Below are 17,183 nucleotides of genomic sequence, written 5' to 3'. Positions count from 1 at the left end.
GCGCAGCGGGCTGGCGTTGATGCAACTGGGTATGGCGATCTGTTAGGTTGCTTGTCTGACTCTGTCCAAGGAATCTCGACATGTTGATGCGCTGGCTCGCAGTACCCGCCCTGATGATGGCTTTTGGCGGTGTCGCCATGGCCGCCGATTGTCCGTCGTTGCTTGAAGGCCAGTTGCCGAAGTTACGCGCCAAGGAGTCCATCGACCTGTGCCAGCGCTTTGCCGGCAAGCCTCTGGTGATCGTCAATACCGCCAGTTTCTGTGGGTTCGCCCCGCAGTTCAAAGGCCTGGAGGCGTTGTATCAGCGCTACAAGGGCGACGGCCTGGAAGTGATTGGCGTGCCTTCCGATGACTTCAAGCAGGAAGCCAAGACGGGCGAAGAGACCGCCAAGGTTTGCTATGTGAACTATGGCGTGACCTTCACCATGACCGAGCCACAGAAGGTCAGGGGCCCCGATGCGGCACACCTGTTCAAGGTCCTGGCCGAGCAGAGCAACGCACCGAAGTGGAATTTCTACAAATACGTAGTGGACCGCCAGGGCAAGGTAATCGCCAGCTTCTCCAGCCTGACCAAGCCGGACAGCCCTGACCTGATCGAGGCCGTGGAGCAGGCGCTGGCTTCCAAGCCCTGATTATCGGCCACTAAAAAGCCCCGCCTCCTTTGCAGGAGAGCGGGGCTTTTTTATGCAGCGTTGGATCAGAACTTGTACGTCATGCCCAGGCCAAAACCGTTGGCGCTGTTTTCATACTTGGCGTTGTACGTCTGGCCCAGCTTGTTGTGGCTGTTGACCTTGACGTCTTCTTCCTGCAGGTACGAATAGGCCAGGTCGATAGTCATGTTATCCATGACTGCGTAGCCCAAGCCAACACTGAAGATTGTCCGGTCGCCAGTAGGGATACGTGGCGAACGATTAGTGTTGTTGGTAGGCGACTGGTCGAAGGTCAGGCCAGTGCGCAGGACCACTTGCTTGGTCAGCTGGTACGAGGTGCCGACTGCGTAAGCCCAGGTGTCGTGCCAGTTCTGATCTTCCTTGATGGTGCCCACCAGCTGTGGCCCTGCACCGCCGCCGTTGCCCGTAGTGACGCCTTCGTTGTTGACGGTGATGTCTTTCAGGCGGCTCCAGCGTGTCCAGGTCGCGCCGGCATACAGCTTCCAGGCATCGTTCATGTCCTGGGTCACCGACAGGTCCCAGGATTCAGGGGTGTCGATCTTCAGCGAAGCGTCGTAGCGGTTGCCGCGCAGCAGCTGCGGTGGAACGCCAGCGCCCGGGGACACTTCGGTGTGGCCTTCGAGCTTGTACTTCACTTTCGAATGGTAGGTCAGGCCCACGCGGGTGGTGTCGGTGGCTTGTACCAGCACGCCAACGTTAAAGCCCAGGGCGGTATCGTCACCCTTGATCTTGATGTTGTTGACTGCGTTAGGTACTTGCGGCAGCGAAACATCCGACTCCAGCGTACCGGCGATGCGGTTGAAGGTCGGACCGAAACCTACGGACACCCGGTCGTTGAAGGCATAGCTGACAGTTGGCTGGAAGGTAATGACCTTCACTTCGCTTTTGCTGCCAAAGCCACGGCCCTGGAAGCCACGTTCGTAGTCAGTGACCAGGCCGAACGGCGCATAGACGCCGAAACCGACTGCCCATTGATCATTGAGTTTGTTGGTGTAGAAACCGAACGGTACGGCAGTGAAAGGCACCATATCGCCTTTGTTGCTACCGCGGGTATTTGTGTTGCCGCTGACCTGGCTGATATTGGTCGTGGCATCAATCGCCGCAACACCGCCTGTGACTTGCTGGCCTTCAAGGCGAGCCATACCGGCAGGGTTGCCAAAAACAGTGCTTGCATCATCGGCAGAAGAAGAACGGCCTGCGAACCCGGTACCCATACCGCTGACGCTTTGTTCGTTGAGGGCAAAGCCGCTTGCGAACAGTTGGGAAGAGGCCATGGCAACGGCGAGGCTAAGTGTGGTCTTGAGCATTACTTTTTTCATTATTAGAACTCCGAGGTGATCACCGCTGCGGAAAGTACCAATAAAATTAACTCAGCGCTATAGGCTGTAATGTAGGAGATAGAGCAGTTTTGTAGGACAATCCGACCAAAATTGCCGATTTTTGCCGAACCTTGCAAAGTGCCCGATCAGCAGGCGACCTGATTCATTGGGTTTACACAGGTTTGCCAGGCCTGGGTGTAATCGCGCAGCCGGCCCTGGGGATGAAATATTTCTTTCCAGATACGGGCCATGGCGAGCACGTCATCGGGTTGGGGGAGTTCGGGGCGATGTTGTTCCACCAGCAGCCAGGCGATGGCGGTGGCGTAACGCAGGTTGACCGTCAGTTCCAGTTGCGGCCCGCTGAGGAAGGCATGTTGGCTGGCGAGGCCGCGCACCAGGCTGGCCCGTTCCGGGTCGAGGGCCAGGTAGTCGTCCCACAGGGCCCTGTGGCGCGGTTCGGTAATGCGATACAGGCCGTGGCCGCGCCGGTCGTGCAAGGCTGAGCCCAGTTCCGATTGGCTGGCGGCAACCCCCAGTAGCAGGGTCTCTGCGGTCTGACTGTGGCGGCCCAGGTAGATCAACGTGGGTCGGATCACATAACGACACAACTCGCCGGCGGCAATGCCCATAAAACCCTCGAAACGTTGAAAGTGGTCGACGAGGCCTGAGAAGGGGAGGGCTTGGCAGCGGTGGATCGGATCTCAGGCTCGCCGGAGGCGGAACAGGCCGCCTGAGTTGAAGTGTAGTGTCAGATTCACGACGTAAAGGACTGTTTTTAAAATATTTCCCGCCGCTGGTTATAAGCTTTATATCTGTTTGGCCTAAGGGCAGCCGTTAAAAAGCCGAATCGCAGGCAATAAAAAACCCTGCCTTGCGGGCAGGGTTTTCGATGTTCAGCGTCGGGTCAATCAGGCAACCAGGGCCTGACGGGTACGCTCGATCACGGCCTGCAGCGGTTCTGCGCTGGAGTATTGATCGGGGTACAGGCGTTCGCTGTGACGAGCGATGCCGTGTTCGTTGACCAGGGTGAAGCTGAAGCAGCCTTTGCGAGCGGCCATGATCAGGCAGTTCATTGGAGCAAAAGCATTGGTTAGGGTGCGAATGGCATCCTGAGTATGGATTTGAGTGGACATATTATTGGTGTTCCTACAAATGACACGGATAAGAACCGTGCAACGTTAAAACGTTCCAGTGACGCTGATCACCATTGATCATGCGAAGAACCCGACTGGAACAAAGCAGCCAGTTTGAAGCGCTAAATAATTTGGCGCGCTTGGGCTGGCAGGTAGGTACTTAGGAGGGCAGGCAACACAACAGGGGCAAAGGTTCTGGGCCCAGGGTGAAGATCCTGATCAATTTGCAGGTTGGTTCGGTCAGAGTATGGATACTTCGCGACACCCTTTGCATTGTTCAAAGGCAGTGTCGTCGCAAGTGATACCTGGAAACCATCGAGGTGGTCGATCCCATCAAGATTGACAGAACTTCTCTTTAGGGAAGCTACGTCGCGGGGATTAGTTCGACCAGAATTGACTTTCAGCTTGGTACTAACGCTGCGGATAGTAATGGCTTGAAACAGGTAAAGCAAGTGTGTTAGCACAAATACTTTAATCAGCCGCCCATCAGCCCGCGATAAATCAGCACAGTGGACGCTGCGGCCAACGAACAGCCCAGTGCATAGGCGGCGAGGGTCAGACGCAGGGATTGGCCGGTTTCGATGACCTTCACCACATCGCGCATGTCGTTGACCCGCCCGTCACCCAGCTCGATACACAAGCTGACTGCCGTGAAGGCGGCCGACAACAGGATAGCAATGGCAAACAACGCGCCATCAGGGGACGGCAGCGCGGCATTGGTGCCCAGGGAAATCACACAAACGGCGAGCAGCAATAACGCGAACACTAGGATTCCTTTCATGAAGTGGCGCACCTCCTTGCTGTAGGACGAACAGTGTGGCGAGCGCACGGACCTTTGAAAAGTGGCGTTTGTGTGTCACCCGTAACGTTTTGTTGTGCCCTTGGCCCACAAAAGCATGGGGATATAGCCGCCAGGCAGGTAGTTGTGCACATTGGTTGCGTAGTGTGTCACCGGGATGGTGCGGCGCTGGCTTGGCCCGTGAATGCCTGCATCAAAAATTTAAGTCAATGAAAAATCTGGCTTTTTTTTATTGGTGAAAAAATCGTCAGTTTAAGCGCGGCCCCCGCCCCATGGGCCTTTGCGCGAGTTAAAGCATGGTTGTCCACTGAGTTATCCACAGCTTCTGTGGATTGTCCCAAGCGCTTGCTCTAGAACGGGCGTGCAGGTTTTTTTCAGCTTTACCCGTACGAAAAAAGGAGTAGAGTGGCGCGCCTTCCGTTCTGCCCTACAGTGCTTTATGAAGTTTCGCTCAGTATCATCTTCTGTTACCGACAACCCACCGAGTGTTACCGCACCCAAGCGTTTCTCCTTGAAAGTGGCCTTGTGGTTGCTGGATAGCCCGCGCATTGGCGATCACCCCAATATCAAGCATTTCGCCGGACGTTTGCTCAAGCAGCCGGCGCGTGAAGGGGTGGTCGTGGCACAGAGCCGCCTGGGTCTGTTGATGTGTCGCGAGTGTGGCAGCGCCCGGGACCGCCGCATCGGTCACGACCTTCTGCGCCAGGCCGCCCGTGCCGGCGACGTGGGCGCCCAGCGTGAACTGGGCCAGATCAAAGACTGAGCTGTCCACGAAGCGCCCGCTTGGTTAACCTTCCTCTTTTTCCGTAATGGCAGGAATGGCTATGGCTTTTGACTGGACCAGTGTTGCACTGGGCCTCGCCGCTGCGGCGTTGCCTCTGTCGGTCCTGTGCTGGCAGATCCAGCGCCGCCTGAATGCACGCAGCGCCGGCTGGGAACTGTTGGAGGAGCGCCTGGCCACGGCGCAGATGGCCCAGGAAGGACTGGCCGCGCAACTGGACGCCAGCCGTGACGAGATCAGCTACCTGAGCCAGGCCAATGCTGCCAAGCAGGCAGATCTGGCAGCAGTACGCCGGGAAGTCGAGTTGCTGCAGATCGACCGCGACAATGCGCGTGATGCCGCTCATGCCTGGAACATCGAGCGCGGCGCGAAGGAAGGCGAGCTACGCCGCCTGGACGCCTTGTCGGCCTCCTTGCGTGCCGAGCTGCGTGAGCAGCAGGACAGCCATCAACAACGCCTCAACGACCTGCAAGGCTCGCGTGACGAGTTGCGAGCGCAGTTCGCCGAACTGGCCGGGAAAATCTTCGATGAGCGCGAGCAGCGGTTTGCCGAGACCAGCCAGCAGCGCCTGGGGCAATTGCTCGACCCGTTGAAGGAACGCATCCAGTCGTTCGAAAAACGCGTGGAAGAAAGCTATCAGAACGAGGCGCGGGAGCGTTTTTCCCTGGCCAAGGAGCTGGAGCGCCTGCAGCAACTGAACCTGCGTCTGTCGGACGAGGCCACCAACCTCACCCGTGCCCTCAAAGGGCAGAAGACCCAGGGTAACTGGGGCGAGTTGATTCTGGAGCGGGTGCTGGAGCATGCCGGCCTGGAGAAGGGTCGCGAGTACCAGACCCAAGTCAGCCTCAAAGGCCCGGATGGCGAGCGCTTCCAGCCGGACGTGTTGATCATGTTGCCCGGCGACAAGCAGGTGGTGGTGGACTCCAAAGTCAGCCTGACGGCCTACCAGCAGTACGTGGCGGCCGATGACGAGGTGATCGGCCAGGTCGCGCTCAAGCAGCACGTGTTGTCTTTGCGCAACCATGTCAAAGGCTTGGCCGGCAAGGACTACAAGCGTCTGGAAGGCCTGCACAGCCTGGATTTCGTGTTGTTGTTCGTGCCCATCGAAGCGGCGTTTTCCGCCGCGTTGCAGGCCGAGCCGAACCTGTTCCAGGAAGCCTTCGACCGCCACATCGTGATTGTCAGCCCAACCACCTTGCTGGCGACCCTGCGGGTGATCGACAGCCTGTGGAAGCAGGAGCGGCAAAGCCAGAACGCCCGGGAAATCGCCGAGCGCGCCGGCTGGCTGTACGACAAGTTCGTGCTCTTTATCCAAGACCTGGACGAAGTGGGCAATCGATTACAGCAGCTGGATAAGGCTTACAGTGCAGCGCGCAATAAGCTCACAGACGGTCGCGGCAATCTGGTCAGCCGGGTTGAGCAATTGAAGCTGCTGGGCGCGCGCGCAAGCAAAGGCTTGCCGTCCGATCTGTTGGAGAAAGCGATGACCGATGAAGATGGCGTCGCACAGCTACCTGACTAAACGCAGAGCCCAAGTGTGGCATCGGGTATCTACACAACGTTCAGAAACTGACGACTCTCCCTGTGGCGAGCGGGCTTGCCCCGCGCTGGGCTGCGCAGCAGCCCCACCCCAGGCACCGCGGTTGTTTAAGACATACCGAGCCGGCAGGTTTTGGGGCGGCTGCGCCACCCAACGCGGGCGATACGGCGTTCCGACAAGCCCGCTCGCCACAGCAGCCCTATCTGCTTGGGTTTAAACAAGCTACAGCGGCAAATGCCGATTCAACAGCGCCCGCAACGCCGCTGGCTTCACCGGCTTGGCCAGGTAATCCAACCCCGCTGCATGCACTTGGGCCACCATCTCCGGCCGGCCATCGGCGCTGATCACCACCCCTGGAATCGGCTCTGCCAGTTGTGCCCGCAGCCAGGCCATCAACTCGGTGCCCGTCTCGCCGTGGTCCAGGTGGTAATCCACCAGTGCCAATTGCGGGCGCATGCCCTCGGCCAGCAACACCGCGCATTGCGCCTGGTCGCGTGCGGTCCAGACCTGGCAGCCCCAACGACTCAACAGGCTGCGCATGCCAATCAGGATGCTGTCTTCGTTGTCCACGCACAGCACTTGGGCGCCGCTCAGTGGCAGGCCCTTGTCCGGTGTGACCTGCACCTGCACGCTGGTTTGCGCCTTGGCCAGCGGCACGCTGACGCTGAACACGCTGCCTTTGCCTGGCCATGAGCGCACGCGCAAGCGGTGGCCGAGTACGCGGCACAGCCCGTCGGCGATGGCCAGGCCGAGCCCCAGGCCCTTCTCGGCACGGGTCTGGTGGCTGTCCAGGCGCTTGAACTCTTCGAAGATCACTTTCTGCTTATCCAGTGGAATACCAGGGCCACGGTCCCACACCTCCAAGCGCAGTTCGCCGCGACGGCGTCGTACTCCCAGCAGCACTGGGCCGTGGGCATAACGGAAGGCATTGGTCAGGAAATTCTGCAGGATTCGCCGCAGCAGCTTGATATCACTGTCGATGCGCAAGTGGCTGCCGCGCAGGCGGAAGCGCAAGCCTTGTTCCTGGGCCAGCACCTTGAACTCCGCGCCCAGGGCGTCGAACAGTTCGCTCAAGGCAAACGGCTGGCGATGGGGATTGATCTTGCCGTTTTCCAGGCGCGAAATATCCAGCAAGTCGCTGATCAGATCTTCGGCCGAACGCAGCGAGCTGTCCAAGTGGTGCACCAGTTGCCGGGCCTCGCCGGACAATCCTTCGCTCTGGTGGGAGAGGGCAGCCGAGAACAGTCGCGCAGCGTTCAGCGGCTGCATCAGGTCATGACTGACTGCGGCGAGGAAGCGGGTTTTCGATTGATTGGCCGACTCGGCCACGCCTTTGGCATCGGTCAGGGCGACGTTGAGTTGCGACAGTTCATGGGTGCGCTCGGTGACCCGTTGTTCCAGGCCTTCGTTGGCTTCGGTCAGGGCCTGTTCGGCCTCGCGGAAGGCAGTAATGTCGGTGAAACTCATGACAAACCCGCCGCCCGGCATCGGGTTGCCGATCAGCTCGATCACCCGTCCGTTGGGAAACAGCCGCTCCGAGGTATGCGCCCGGCCCTGGCGCATCCAGTGCAGGCGCCGCGCCACATGCACTTCGGCCTCGCCGGGGCCGCACAGGCCACGCTCGGCGTTGTAGCGAATAATGTCGGCAATCGGCCGACCGACACTGATCAGGCCGTCGGGGTAGTTGAACAGTTCCAGGTAGCGGCGGTTCCAGGCCACCAGCTTGAGGGACTGATCCACCACGCTGATGCCCTGGGTAATGTTCTCGATTGCACCTTGCAACAGTGCCCGGTTGAACTGCAGCACTTCGGAGGCTTCGTCAGCGATACGGACTACGTCCTCCAGCTGCATTTCGCGGCCCTCAATCGCTGCTTTCACCACCGCCCGCGTGGATGAGGCGCCCAGTACGCCGGCCAACAGCCGCTCGGTGTGGGCAATCCAGTCGTTGTCGGCATTCTGGTTGGGGTTAAAGCCCTTGCCTTGGCGGTAGGCGAAGCGGATGAAGCTCTGCTGCGCCCGTTCCTCGCCGACAAAGCGCGCCGCCAGGCTCAACAGGTCATTGATCTGCACCGACAACATGGAGCGGGCGCTGGCGCGCTGGCTGGTTTCCTGGCCGATAAATCGCCCGGCCTGCCAATGCTCCGACACCCGAGTGCGCGACAGGACCGAGACCCAGGCAAACAGGGTGAAGTTGCCGGCCAGGGACAGCACCACACCCTGGGTCAGCGGGGTGATCGGCAGTCCCAGCGGGTTGCCGTGTAGCCACGAGAGGCCCGGGAAGATATTCAGCGACCAACCCAGGCTATGGGCGGCAATTGGCAGCACCAGGGTGTAGAACCACAGGAACGTGCCCGCCGCCAGACCGGCAAACACGCCACGCCGGTTGGCCTGCTTCCAGTACAGCGCGCCGAGCATCGCCGGGGCCAGTTGGGTCACGGCGGCAAAGGCAATCTGGCCGATGGTCGCCAGGCTCGCGGTGGAGCCGAGCAGGCGATAACTCACATAGGCCAGCAGCAGAATAATCACGATACTGACCCGACGTACCGAGAGCATCCAGTGGCGGAAAACTTCGAACGGGCGCTCGGCGTTGGTGCGACGCAGCAGCCAGGGCAGCAGCATATCGTTGGAGACCATGGTCGACAGCGCCACGCTCGCGACGATAACCATGCCGGTCGCCGCCGAAGCACCGCCGATAAATGCCAGCAGCGCCAGGGCCGGATGGGCTTCTGCCAGGGGCAGGCTGATCACGTAGGAGTCCGGCAGCACCGAGCTTGGCAGCAGCATCTTGCCGCCCAGTGCAATCGGCACCACAAACAGTGCGGCCAGCACCAAGTAGGCCGGGAACACCCACTTGGCCAGGCGCAGGTCCTGGGGCTCGATGTTCTCCACCACGGTGACGTGGAACTGCCGGGGCAGGCAGATAATCGCCATCATCGCCACGCCGGTCTGCACCACCATGGATGGCCAATTGACGGTCTCTTTCCAGTACTCCTCAAGCCTCGGCGCGAGCATTGCCTGGCTGAACAGGTCATTGAAACCGTCGTACAGGCCGTAGGTGACAAACGCGCCGACTGCAAGAAACGCGAACAGCTTGACCAGGGATTCGAAGGCAATCGCCAGCACCATGCCACGGTGGTGTTCCGTGGCGTCGAGGTTGCGGGTGCCGAACACGATGGTGAACAGCGCGAGCACCAGGGACACGATTAATGCGGTGTCCTGGGCTCGTGTGCCGGTGGCATCGGCCCCGGCGCCAATCAGCAGGTTGACCCCCAGCACGATGCCTTTGAGTTGCAGGGCAATATAAGGCAACACGCCCACTAGGCAGATCAGCGCCACGACCACGGCCAGGGACTGGGATTTGCCATAGCGTGCGGCAATAAAGTCGGCGATGGAGGTGATGTTTTCCTGCTTGCTGATCAGCACCATCTTCTGCAGGACCCAGGGCGCCAGTACCAGAAGTAGTACGGGTCCCAGGTAGATCGGTAAAAAAGCCCATAACTGTTCGGCGGCCTGGCCTACGGCGCCGAAGAAGGTCCAACTGGTGCAGTACACCGCCAGCGACAGGCTATACACCCACGCACGCACCCGTGGCGGCAGCGGCGCGTGGCGGCGGTCACCGTAGAAAGCGATGGCAAACATAATGGCCATATAGGCCAGGGCAACGGCGGCGATCAGCCCGCTGGACAGCGTCATGAGTACTCCGGACATAAGAACACCCAGGCATTCCAGGCCCGGGGTGACAGTCTCGCATGATGCTCGGGGTTAGTCAGTGTCGACGAAGGTCGTGTAGGTGCCGTCATGCGGGGTGGATGGGCTTGTCGTGGCGAGGGGGCTTGCCCCCCGTTGGGCTGCGCAGCAGCCCCAGAACCATCCCCCCCGGTATACCTGACACTACTCGGTGGGACTTATTGGGGCTGCTGCGCAGCCCAACGGGGGACAAGCCCCCTCGCCACGGGTCAGTTGGGTCGTGGAGGCAGGGTTTTCTGGCGCAGGATATAGATCGTCACCAGCACCGCACTGGTCAACATGAACCCGCGTGCCCAGGGCAATGGCACCAGGTAGCAGGACAGGCCGATGCTCAGCCACATCAGGCCGATGGCGTAGACCTTGCCCTTGAGAGGGATGCCGTTGCCATCCAGGTAATCCCGAATCCATGGGCCCAGGCGCGGATGGTTGACCAGCCAGGCGTAGAAACGCGGTGAGCTACGGGCAAAGCAGCCAGCAGCCAGGAGCAGGAAGGGAGTGGTCGGCAAGACCGGCAAGAAGATTCCGATCACGCCGAGCACCACGCTCAACCAGCCAATGGCCAGAAGCGCGTAGCGCACAATCGGGGAGCGGTTGCCCATGGGCGCCACGGGCGGGGGACTCAGTGGTGGCGAGGCTTGAGGATCGCCGGTTTTTCGTCGGGGGCATTGCACAGCAGGTACAGGGCGGTCAGCGCTTCCGGGATTTGTACGATCATGTCGTCCATCAGGTTGGCGTCGCTGGCGATATCGGCGAACTCAGGCTGGTCATCGAACAGGCCGGAACCGACCATGATCGGCAGCAACATTTCGCTGACTTCTTCCTCGGCGGTTTCGAACCAGGCCGCTTCACGCAGGAACACGCCTTCCATGAAGCCAATGCACCAGCCGCGCAGGTCGGAGTCGTCCGGCTCTTCGCCCAGGTCGAGGTCGCATGGCAGCTCGAACTCTTCATCGGCTGCGAGTTGGCGAGAGATGTGCGCCTTGAGCTGGACCAGGGTTTCTTCGATTTCGGTGCGCTGGGCCTCGTCCTTGTAGTGTGGCTCTTCGGCGAACAGCGCGTCGATCCATTCGCGATCAGGTACAACCTCGGAGCAGATCGACAGCGCGGTCAGGTAGCCGTGGGCGGCCACATAGTCCAGCGCCTCGTCATGCAGCTCATCGGCATCGAGGAAGGCTTGCAGGCGGTTTAGTTGCTCAGCGAAGGACATTGAAAGACTACCTTGGGAATAAACGATGCTGAATTCTAGGCCTTCTTGAGCGTGCAGGCCAGCCGCACTGCATATTTGCAAGGTTTTCGGATGGGCCGCTATTCGTCAGTGGCGCCCTTTGCCGGGGAGTGCTCGGGTATACTGCCGCGTTTTGTGATGCCCCTGCAGGCCGGAGGCGGTTGCGGGAAAAGTTCGCTTACGGATTATTTCCCGGCCAAGCGCGCTTTTTCAGCCAGCCTGTACAGAGGGATTTCGGTGGAATTTGGAGTTTTTCATGCTTGAACAGGCTCAACGCGTCCTCAAGGACATCTTCGGCTACGACAGCTTTCGTGGCCGCCAGGGTGCGATCATTGAGCGCGTGGCCAGCGGCGGTGATGCGCTGGTCCTGATGCCTACCGGTGGTGGCAAGTCGTTGTGCTTCCAGGTGCCGGCATTGTTGCGTGAAGGGCTGGCGGTGGTGGTTTCGCCGTTGATCGCACTGATGGACGACCAAGTGGCCACCCTCGAAGAACTGGGTGTCGCCGCTGCCGCATTGAACTCCACCCTCAGCGCCGAGCAGCAACGTGACCTGGCGGCGCGGATCCGCCGGGGCGAAGTGAAGATGCTCTACCTTGCGCCCGAGCGTCTGGTGCAGCCGCGGATGCTGGCGTTCCTGCAAAGTCTGGAAATTTCCCTGTTCGCCATCGACGAGGCCCACTGCGTTTCCCAGTGGGGCCACGATTTCCGGCGTGAATACCTGCAATTGGGGCAACTGGCCGAGCTGTTCCCCAATGTGCCACGCATCGCCCTGACCGCCACGGCCGACAAGCGGACCCGCGAAGAAATCGTCGAACGCCTGCATCTGCAGAACGCCGAGCGCTTTCTCTCCAGCTTCGACCGGCCGAATATCTTTTATCGCATCGTGCCCAAGGAGCAGCCGCGCAAGCAATTGCTGGCGTTCCTCTCGGAGCGGCGTAGCGATGCCGGGATTGTCTACTGCCTGTCGCGCAAGAAGGTCGATGAAGTGGCTGCGTTCCTCTGCGAACAGGGCTACCCCGCGTTGCCCTACCACGCCGGCCTGCCCAACGAGTTGCGGGCCTATCACCAGAAGCGCTTCCTCAACGAGGAAGGCCTGATCATGGTGGCAACCATTGCGTTTGGCATGGGCATCGATAAGTCCAACGTACGCTTCGTCGCGCACATGGACCTGCCCAAGTCCCTTGAGGCGTACTACCAGGAAACCGGTCGTGCCGGCCGCGATGGCCTGCCGGCGGATGCCTGGATGGTCTACGGCCTGCAGGATGTGGTGATGCTCAAGCAGATGCTGCAGAACTCCGAAGGCGATGAGCGCCACAAGCGCCTGGAGCAGCACAAGCTCGATGCCATGCTGTCGCTGTGCGAAGAAACCCGCTGCCGCCGCCAGACCTTGCTCGCCTATTTCGATGAAGACATGCCCCAGCCGTGCGGGCATTGCGATAACTGTGTGGACGGCGTGCAGACCTGGGACGCAACCGAACCGGCACGCCAGGGGCTGTCGGCGATCTTCCGTACCGGCCAGCGTTATGGCGTCGGTCATCTGGTGGATGTGCTGCTGGGCAAGGACAACGAAAAAATCCGCAGTTTCGGTCACCAGCATCTGTCGGTGTATGGCGTGGGCAAGGCGCGGGCTGAAGGCGAATGGCGGTCTTTGTTCCGCCAAATGGTGGCCCGTGGCCTGGTGGATATTGACCTTGAAGGTTACGGCGGCTTGCGCCTGAACGACAGTTGCCGGCCACTGCTCAAGGGCGAGGTCAGCCTGGAGCTACGTCGGGATCTCAAGCCGCAGACCACCGCCAAATCCAGCAGCACCAGCCAGGCCAGTCAACTGGTACGTGGCGAAGAACGCGAACAGTGGGAAGCCCTGCGTGCGTTGCGGCGCAAGCTGGCGCAAGAGCACAGCGTGCCGCCCTACGTCATTTTCCCCGATTCCACCTTGCTGGAAATGCTGCGCGAGCAGCCGACCACCATGGCTGAAATGGCCCGGGTCAGTGGCGTTGGCGCACGTAAGCTGGAGCGTTATGGCCAGGCCTTCCTGGAAGTCCTTGGCGGCCAGACCGAGGCACCGAAGGAAATCGCCGATATCCGTCACGAACTGATCAGCCTGGCCCGCGCCGGCATGACACCGATCCAGATCGCCGGGCAGTTGCAGTGCTCGGAAAAGAACGTCTACACCTTGTTGGCCGAGTCCATTGGCAAGCAGCAGTTGTCTCTGGAGCAGGCCCTCGACCTGCCAGAAGACTTGCTCGGTGAAATCCAGGACGCGTTTCTTGATGGCGAGGGGGAATTACCCCCGGTTTCCGATATAGCGCCGCTGTTTACCGGACGGGTACCCGAGGGCGTTTTGTACTGTGTACGGGCCGCTTTGCAGTCGGAATTCGAGATTTAATGTGTCAATTACGACAATGTAACGAATCAGTACATTGCAAACCTTGCCTACTGTCATGGGTCATGCTTAGCTGACTAATAATTAGCCATACTTTATTTTCAGTCTAACCCACGAGTTTTTTATGCCGTTAACCGATCAACACCGTTTTGGCATGCAGTTGGCGCAAATGTCCCGTGGCTGGCGCGCCGAACTGGATCGCCGCCTGGCGGGGCTGGGATTGTCTCAGGCCCGCTGGTTGGTGCTGCTGCATCTGGCCCGCTTTGAAGAAGCACCGACCCAGCGCGAATTGGCGCAGAGCGTCGGGGTAGAAGGGCCAACATTGGCTCGCCTTCTCGACAGTCTGGAGAACCAGGGCCTGGTGCAACGCCAGGCTGTGGTGGAAGACCGACGTGCCAAGCGTATTGTGTTGTGTGATCCCGCCCGCCCGTTGATCGATCAGATCGAGACCATTGCCACGGCCTTGCGCCAGGAGCTGTTTGTGGGTGTCGATGAAGAAGACATGCGGGTGTGCATGCGGGTGCACGGGCATATCCTGGCGAACCTGGAAAAGACCTGATCCGATTACGCCGCTGATCAAAATGTGGGAGCGGGCTTGCTCGCGAAAGCGGTGTGTCAGTCAATATATTCGGTGACTGAACCACTGCTTTCGCGGGCAAGCCCGCTCCCACACAAGCCCGCTCCGTCTTGGTTAAGTGTCGTTAGAAGGTCTGGCCGAGGTTCAGGTACACCGCCTTCTGATTGTCATCATTAAACCCATAGCTGAAGTTCAACGGCCCCAGCGGCGTATCGAACCCGAGGAAGATGCTCGCGGCATTGATATAGCCACTGTCGAACTCATTGTCGTTGTTCCACGCCCGCCCGCGCTCCAGGGAGGCTCCCAGGTACAGTGGGAAGTCCAGCGGCAAGTATGAGCGTGGTGTCAGGCGACGGTAGTAGACGGCGCGCATCAGGCTGACGTTTTGCCCGGAAATCGCATCCTGGCGGAACCCTGACAACTGCCGCGCGCCGCCCAGCAGGAAGCTGGAAATCACCACGTCGGAATTATCCAGGGTGCGCCCGTAGCGACCGCCCAGCACCAGGGTGTCGGGGCCGTGGCTCATGGCCTTGTCCAGCTTGAATTCCCATTGCCGGTAGCGCTGGTCGGAGCCCAGGCCAGGTTCGAATTCCCGGTAGGCCAGGCCGATATCTTCGCCGGTGTGAGGGAAGTACACGTTATCCAGGGAGTCGAACGAGTACTTCAGTTCGTAGAAACCCTCGCTGAAGCTCACGCTTGGCAAGTCGCGGTCGCCAATACGCACATCGGCCTTGCCCCACGCCTCGCCGACGCCGAAGCGGATTTCGCCGCTGTTGCCGATCTGCCGACCGACGTTCAGGCCAAACCCGTAGCGCTCAAGGCGGTATTCGGAGATCGGGTCGTTGTCCAGGATCAGTTCGACGTTCTGCGCCTGGGCGCTGATATAGGGGGCGACGAAATAACGTGAGCCGGTATCCATCGGCTGATAGAACTCGCTGTACAGCTCCTGGCGATCACCGATCTGTACCCTGGTCAGCCATTCGGCGCCGAGGCGGTTGATGCCGTTGACCCGATAGCTGGCGCCGAGGTTGAAAGCGCTGTCGCCGCGCATGTCATCGGACAGGTTGAGCCCCAGGCGCAGGTAATCGGTGCCGCTGCGTTTGCCACGGGCGCTGATGACCAGGGTGTTGTCCGGGCCCTTTTTCACCACGCGGTATTGCACCTGCTCGAAGTAATCCAGGCCGTACAGGGTGCCCATGTCAGATTGCAGGCGGGCCAGGTTCAGCGGCTCGCCGATGGGTTGGCGGATGTAGTAGCGAATCACGTCGTCGCCGACTTTCGAGTCGTTCTCTACCTTGATCGCGGTCACTATCGGGTTGCGCTGGCCGGGCGTACGGGCGGCGGTCAGTTCGGCATCCACCGAGCCGTTGGGGCGCAGGCGTGCCAGGCGTGCATCCAGGACCCGGGTGGCGCGGTAGCCAGCGTCGATCATGTCTTTGGCGCGGCCAAAGTCCGTCACGCCATAGGCGGCCAACGGTGGTTGGATCAGCACGTCGCCGGGAAGCAGGGCCTTGAGTTGCTCCTCGGAATTTCGGCGGGTCATCAGGGTGATGGATTGGTTGAGCACATCCACCACCGTCGCCAGTTGCTTGCGGCTGCGCAATGGCGTGCCGATATCCACCACGATGGCGATATCGACCCCCATCTCACGTGCCACATCCAGGGGAATGTTGTCGGTCATGCCGCCATCCACCAGCAGTCGGCCGTCCAGTTCCACCGGGGCAAACACCGCCGGGATCGACATGCTGGCGCGAATCACCTGGGGCAGGTGGCCCTTGCGAAACACCACTTTCTCGCCGCTGGTGATATCGGTGGCCACGGCGCGGAATGGAATCGGCAGCTTGTCGAAGTCGCGGGTGTTACTGCTGTGGGCGAACATGCTCTCCAGCAGCAGCGCCAGGTTCTGGCCTTGGATCACGCCCAAGGGTAGCCCGAGGCTGCCGTCGTCGCGAAAGCTCAGTTTCTGCTTGATCAGGAAGTCCCGGTCATCCTGCTTGCGCCGGAATGGCACGTCTTCCCTGGGCGGGGCATCGGACAGCGCCAACTGCCAGTCGATGCTCAGTGCCAGCTTTTCCAGTTCGTCAATCTTGTAGCCCGACGCGTACAGCCCGCCAATCACCGCCCCCATGCTGGTGCCGGCAATTGCATCAATGTGGATGCCTTGCTCTTCCAGGGCCTTGAGCACGCCGATGTGCGCCAGGCCACGGGCGGCACCGCCGGACAACACCAGGCCGACTTTCGGGCGGGGTGCTTCCACGGCTTGGGCAAGGACAGGGAGCAGGCACAGCAACAGGCAGGACAACAGGCGGCGCATCATCAATCTCGGGGCTGGACGGCAAAGGCCGGTATTATAGCCATCCGATCCAGCTGTCTCGTCATCTCAGGAGTTCTTCATTTTATGTCCGCATCCAAGCCCGAGATTGTCATCACCTATTGCACCCAATGTCAGTGGCTGCTGCGCGCCGCGTGGCTGGCCCAGGAACTGCTGAGCACCTTTGCCGATGACCTCGGCAAAGTGGCCCTGGAACCGGCGACCGGTGGGGCGTTTCGCATTACCTGCGACGGCGTGCAGATCTGGGAGCGCAAGGCTGATGGCGGCTTCCCGGAGGCCAAGGTGCTCAAGCAGAGGGTTCGCGACCAGATCGATCCAGAGCGTGACCTGGGGCACAACGACCGGACCTCGTAAGCGGCACTGCCGGCGTGCGGCCGGCAGTGCCAGTGGGTTTACTTGGCGGCCATTTTATTTTTGATCCAGCCGACGACAAACGTCAGCACCAGGCCGCCGACACCGCCGCCGACGATATTGCTGCCCACCGCCGCGACATCCAGCGCGCCGCCAGGAGGCAGGCCGCTGATGGCCGAGACGATCTGCCCCAGCACCAGGCCGCCGACGCCGCCAACCACGGTATTGAGCCCGGAGCCCAGGCCTTGCTTGCTCAGGCCAGCCAGGTTGCCGCCAACGGCGCCACTGATGATCTGAATGATCAGGGTGATAAACATGTCCATGG

15 protein-coding genes are annotated in these 17,183 nt (G+C 60.5%); 6 read left to right on the top strand and 9 right to left on the bottom strand.

Annotated features, from left to right (window positions below; all coding sequences use genetic code 11):
• Window positions 1–80 precede the first annotated feature (80 nt).
• The gene (locus HBO09_RS14920) at window positions 81–632 is read left to right on the top strand and encodes a redoxin domain-containing protein (protein WP_169993311.1); all 552 of its coding nucleotides are present in this window, start codon (window positions 81–83) and stop codon (window positions 630–632) included.
• 65 nt (window positions 633–697) lie between these two features.
• Here the strand turns inward: HBO09_RS14920 and HBO09_RS14915 are convergent, their stop codons facing one another.
• The 4 genes from HBO09_RS14915 to HBO09_RS14900 form a co-directional block, all read right to left on the bottom strand.
• Window positions 698–1,990, bottom strand: coding sequence for an outer membrane protein transport protein (locus tag HBO09_RS14915; RefSeq protein WP_169993308.1), 1,293 nt, complete (start codon window positions 1,988–1,990; stop codon window positions 698–700).
• A gap of 146 nt (window positions 1,991–2,136) precedes the next feature.
• Window positions 2,137–2,619: a hypothetical protein gene (locus HBO09_RS14910; RefSeq protein WP_169993305.1), complete on the bottom strand. Its 483-nt coding sequence runs from the start codon at window positions 2,617–2,619 to the stop codon at window positions 2,137–2,139.
• A gap of 279 nt (window positions 2,620–2,898) precedes the next feature.
• On the bottom strand, window positions 2,899–3,123 hold the full coding sequence (locus HBO09_RS14905; protein ID WP_007898912.1) for a hypothetical protein: 225 nt from the start codon (window positions 3,121–3,123) through the stop codon (window positions 2,899–2,901).
• Window positions 3,124–3,598: 475 nt separating this feature from the next.
• Window positions 3,599–3,904, bottom strand: a complete 306-nt coding sequence (locus HBO09_RS14900) for a hypothetical protein (RefSeq protein ID WP_169993302.1) — start codon at window positions 3,902–3,904, stop codon at window positions 3,599–3,601.
• A 457-nt stretch (window positions 3,905–4,361) separates the two neighbouring features.
• Between HBO09_RS14900 and HBO09_RS14895 the strand changes: the two genes are divergently transcribed.
• Both HBO09_RS14895 and rmuC read left to right on the top strand, forming a co-directional pair.
• Window positions 4,362–4,685, top strand: a complete 324-nt coding sequence (locus HBO09_RS14895; RefSeq protein WP_169993300.1) for a sel1 repeat family protein — start codon at window positions 4,362–4,364, stop codon at window positions 4,683–4,685.
• A gap of 175 nt (window positions 4,686–4,860) precedes the next feature.
• Complete coding sequence (rmuC, locus tag HBO09_RS14890; protein WP_169993626.1) at window positions 4,861–6,225, top strand: DNA recombination protein RmuC; 1,365 nt, start codon at window positions 4,861–4,863, stop codon at window positions 6,223–6,225.
• Between the two features lie 240 nt (window positions 6,226–6,465).
• Here rmuC and HBO09_RS14885 read toward each other — a convergent pair whose 3' ends face one another.
• The 3 genes from HBO09_RS14885 to HBO09_RS14875 all read right to left on the bottom strand — a co-directional run bounded on the left by HBO09_RS14885 (window position 6,466) and on the right by HBO09_RS14875 (window position 11,197).
• Complete coding sequence (locus tag HBO09_RS14885) at window positions 6,466–9,936, bottom strand: PAS domain-containing hybrid sensor histidine kinase/response regulator (protein ID WP_169993298.1); 3,471 nt, start codon at window positions 9,934–9,936, stop codon at window positions 6,466–6,468.
• 263 nt (window positions 9,937–10,199) lie between these two features.
• Complete coding sequence (locus HBO09_RS14880) at window positions 10,200–10,589, bottom strand: YbaN family protein (protein WP_169993295.1); 390 nt, start codon at window positions 10,587–10,589, stop codon at window positions 10,200–10,202.
• A 20-nt stretch (window positions 10,590–10,609) separates the two neighbouring features.
• Window positions 10,610–11,197, bottom strand: coding sequence for a YecA family protein (locus HBO09_RS14875; RefSeq protein ID WP_169993293.1), 588 nt, complete (start codon window positions 11,195–11,197; stop codon window positions 10,610–10,612).
• 274 nt (window positions 11,198–11,471) lie between these two features.
• Between HBO09_RS14875 and recQ the strand changes: the two genes are divergently transcribed.
• Both recQ and HBO09_RS14865 read left to right on the top strand, forming a co-directional pair.
• Entirely contained in the window at window positions 11,472–13,601 is a 2,130-nt protein-coding gene (recQ, locus tag HBO09_RS14870; protein WP_169993290.1) for a DNA helicase RecQ, read from the top strand.
• 121 nt (window positions 13,602–13,722) lie between these two features.
• On the top strand, window positions 13,723–14,157 hold the full coding sequence (locus HBO09_RS14865) for a MarR family transcriptional regulator (protein ID WP_029292449.1): 435 nt from the start codon (window positions 13,723–13,725) through the stop codon (window positions 14,155–14,157).
• Window positions 14,158–14,299: 142 nt separating this feature from the next.
• On the opposite strand, the gene HBO09_RS14860 is transcribed toward HBO09_RS14865, so the two are convergent.
• Window positions 14,300–16,489: a patatin-like phospholipase family protein gene (locus HBO09_RS14860; RefSeq protein ID WP_169993288.1), complete on the bottom strand. Its 2,190-nt coding sequence runs from the start codon at window positions 16,487–16,489 to the stop codon at window positions 14,300–14,302.
• Window positions 16,490–16,573: 84 nt separating this feature from the next.
• Here HBO09_RS14860 and HBO09_RS14855 point away from each other — a divergent pair, with 84 nt between their 5' ends.
• Entirely contained in the window at window positions 16,574–16,861 is a 288-nt protein-coding gene (locus HBO09_RS14855) for a SelT/SelW/SelH family protein (protein WP_169993285.1), read from the top strand.
• Between the two features lie 38 nt (window positions 16,862–16,899).
• Here the strand turns inward: HBO09_RS14855 and HBO09_RS14850 are convergent, their stop codons facing one another.
• A complete protein-coding gene (locus tag HBO09_RS14850) occupies window positions 16,900–17,181 on the bottom strand; it encodes a hypothetical protein (RefSeq protein WP_029292456.1) in 282 nt (93 codons plus the stop codon).
• Between the last annotated feature and the right edge of the window lie 2 nt (window positions 17,182–17,183).

Origin of the sequence: Pseudomonas sp. WS 5027, assembly GCF_012985695.1 — a bacterium.
Classification (GTDB): domain Bacteria; phylum Pseudomonadota; class Gammaproteobacteria; order Pseudomonadales; family Pseudomonadaceae; genus Aquipseudomonas; species Aquipseudomonas hygromyciniae.
Note: the sequence above shows the minus strand (reverse complement) of the source record. Positions and strands in the feature narration are given on the sequence as shown.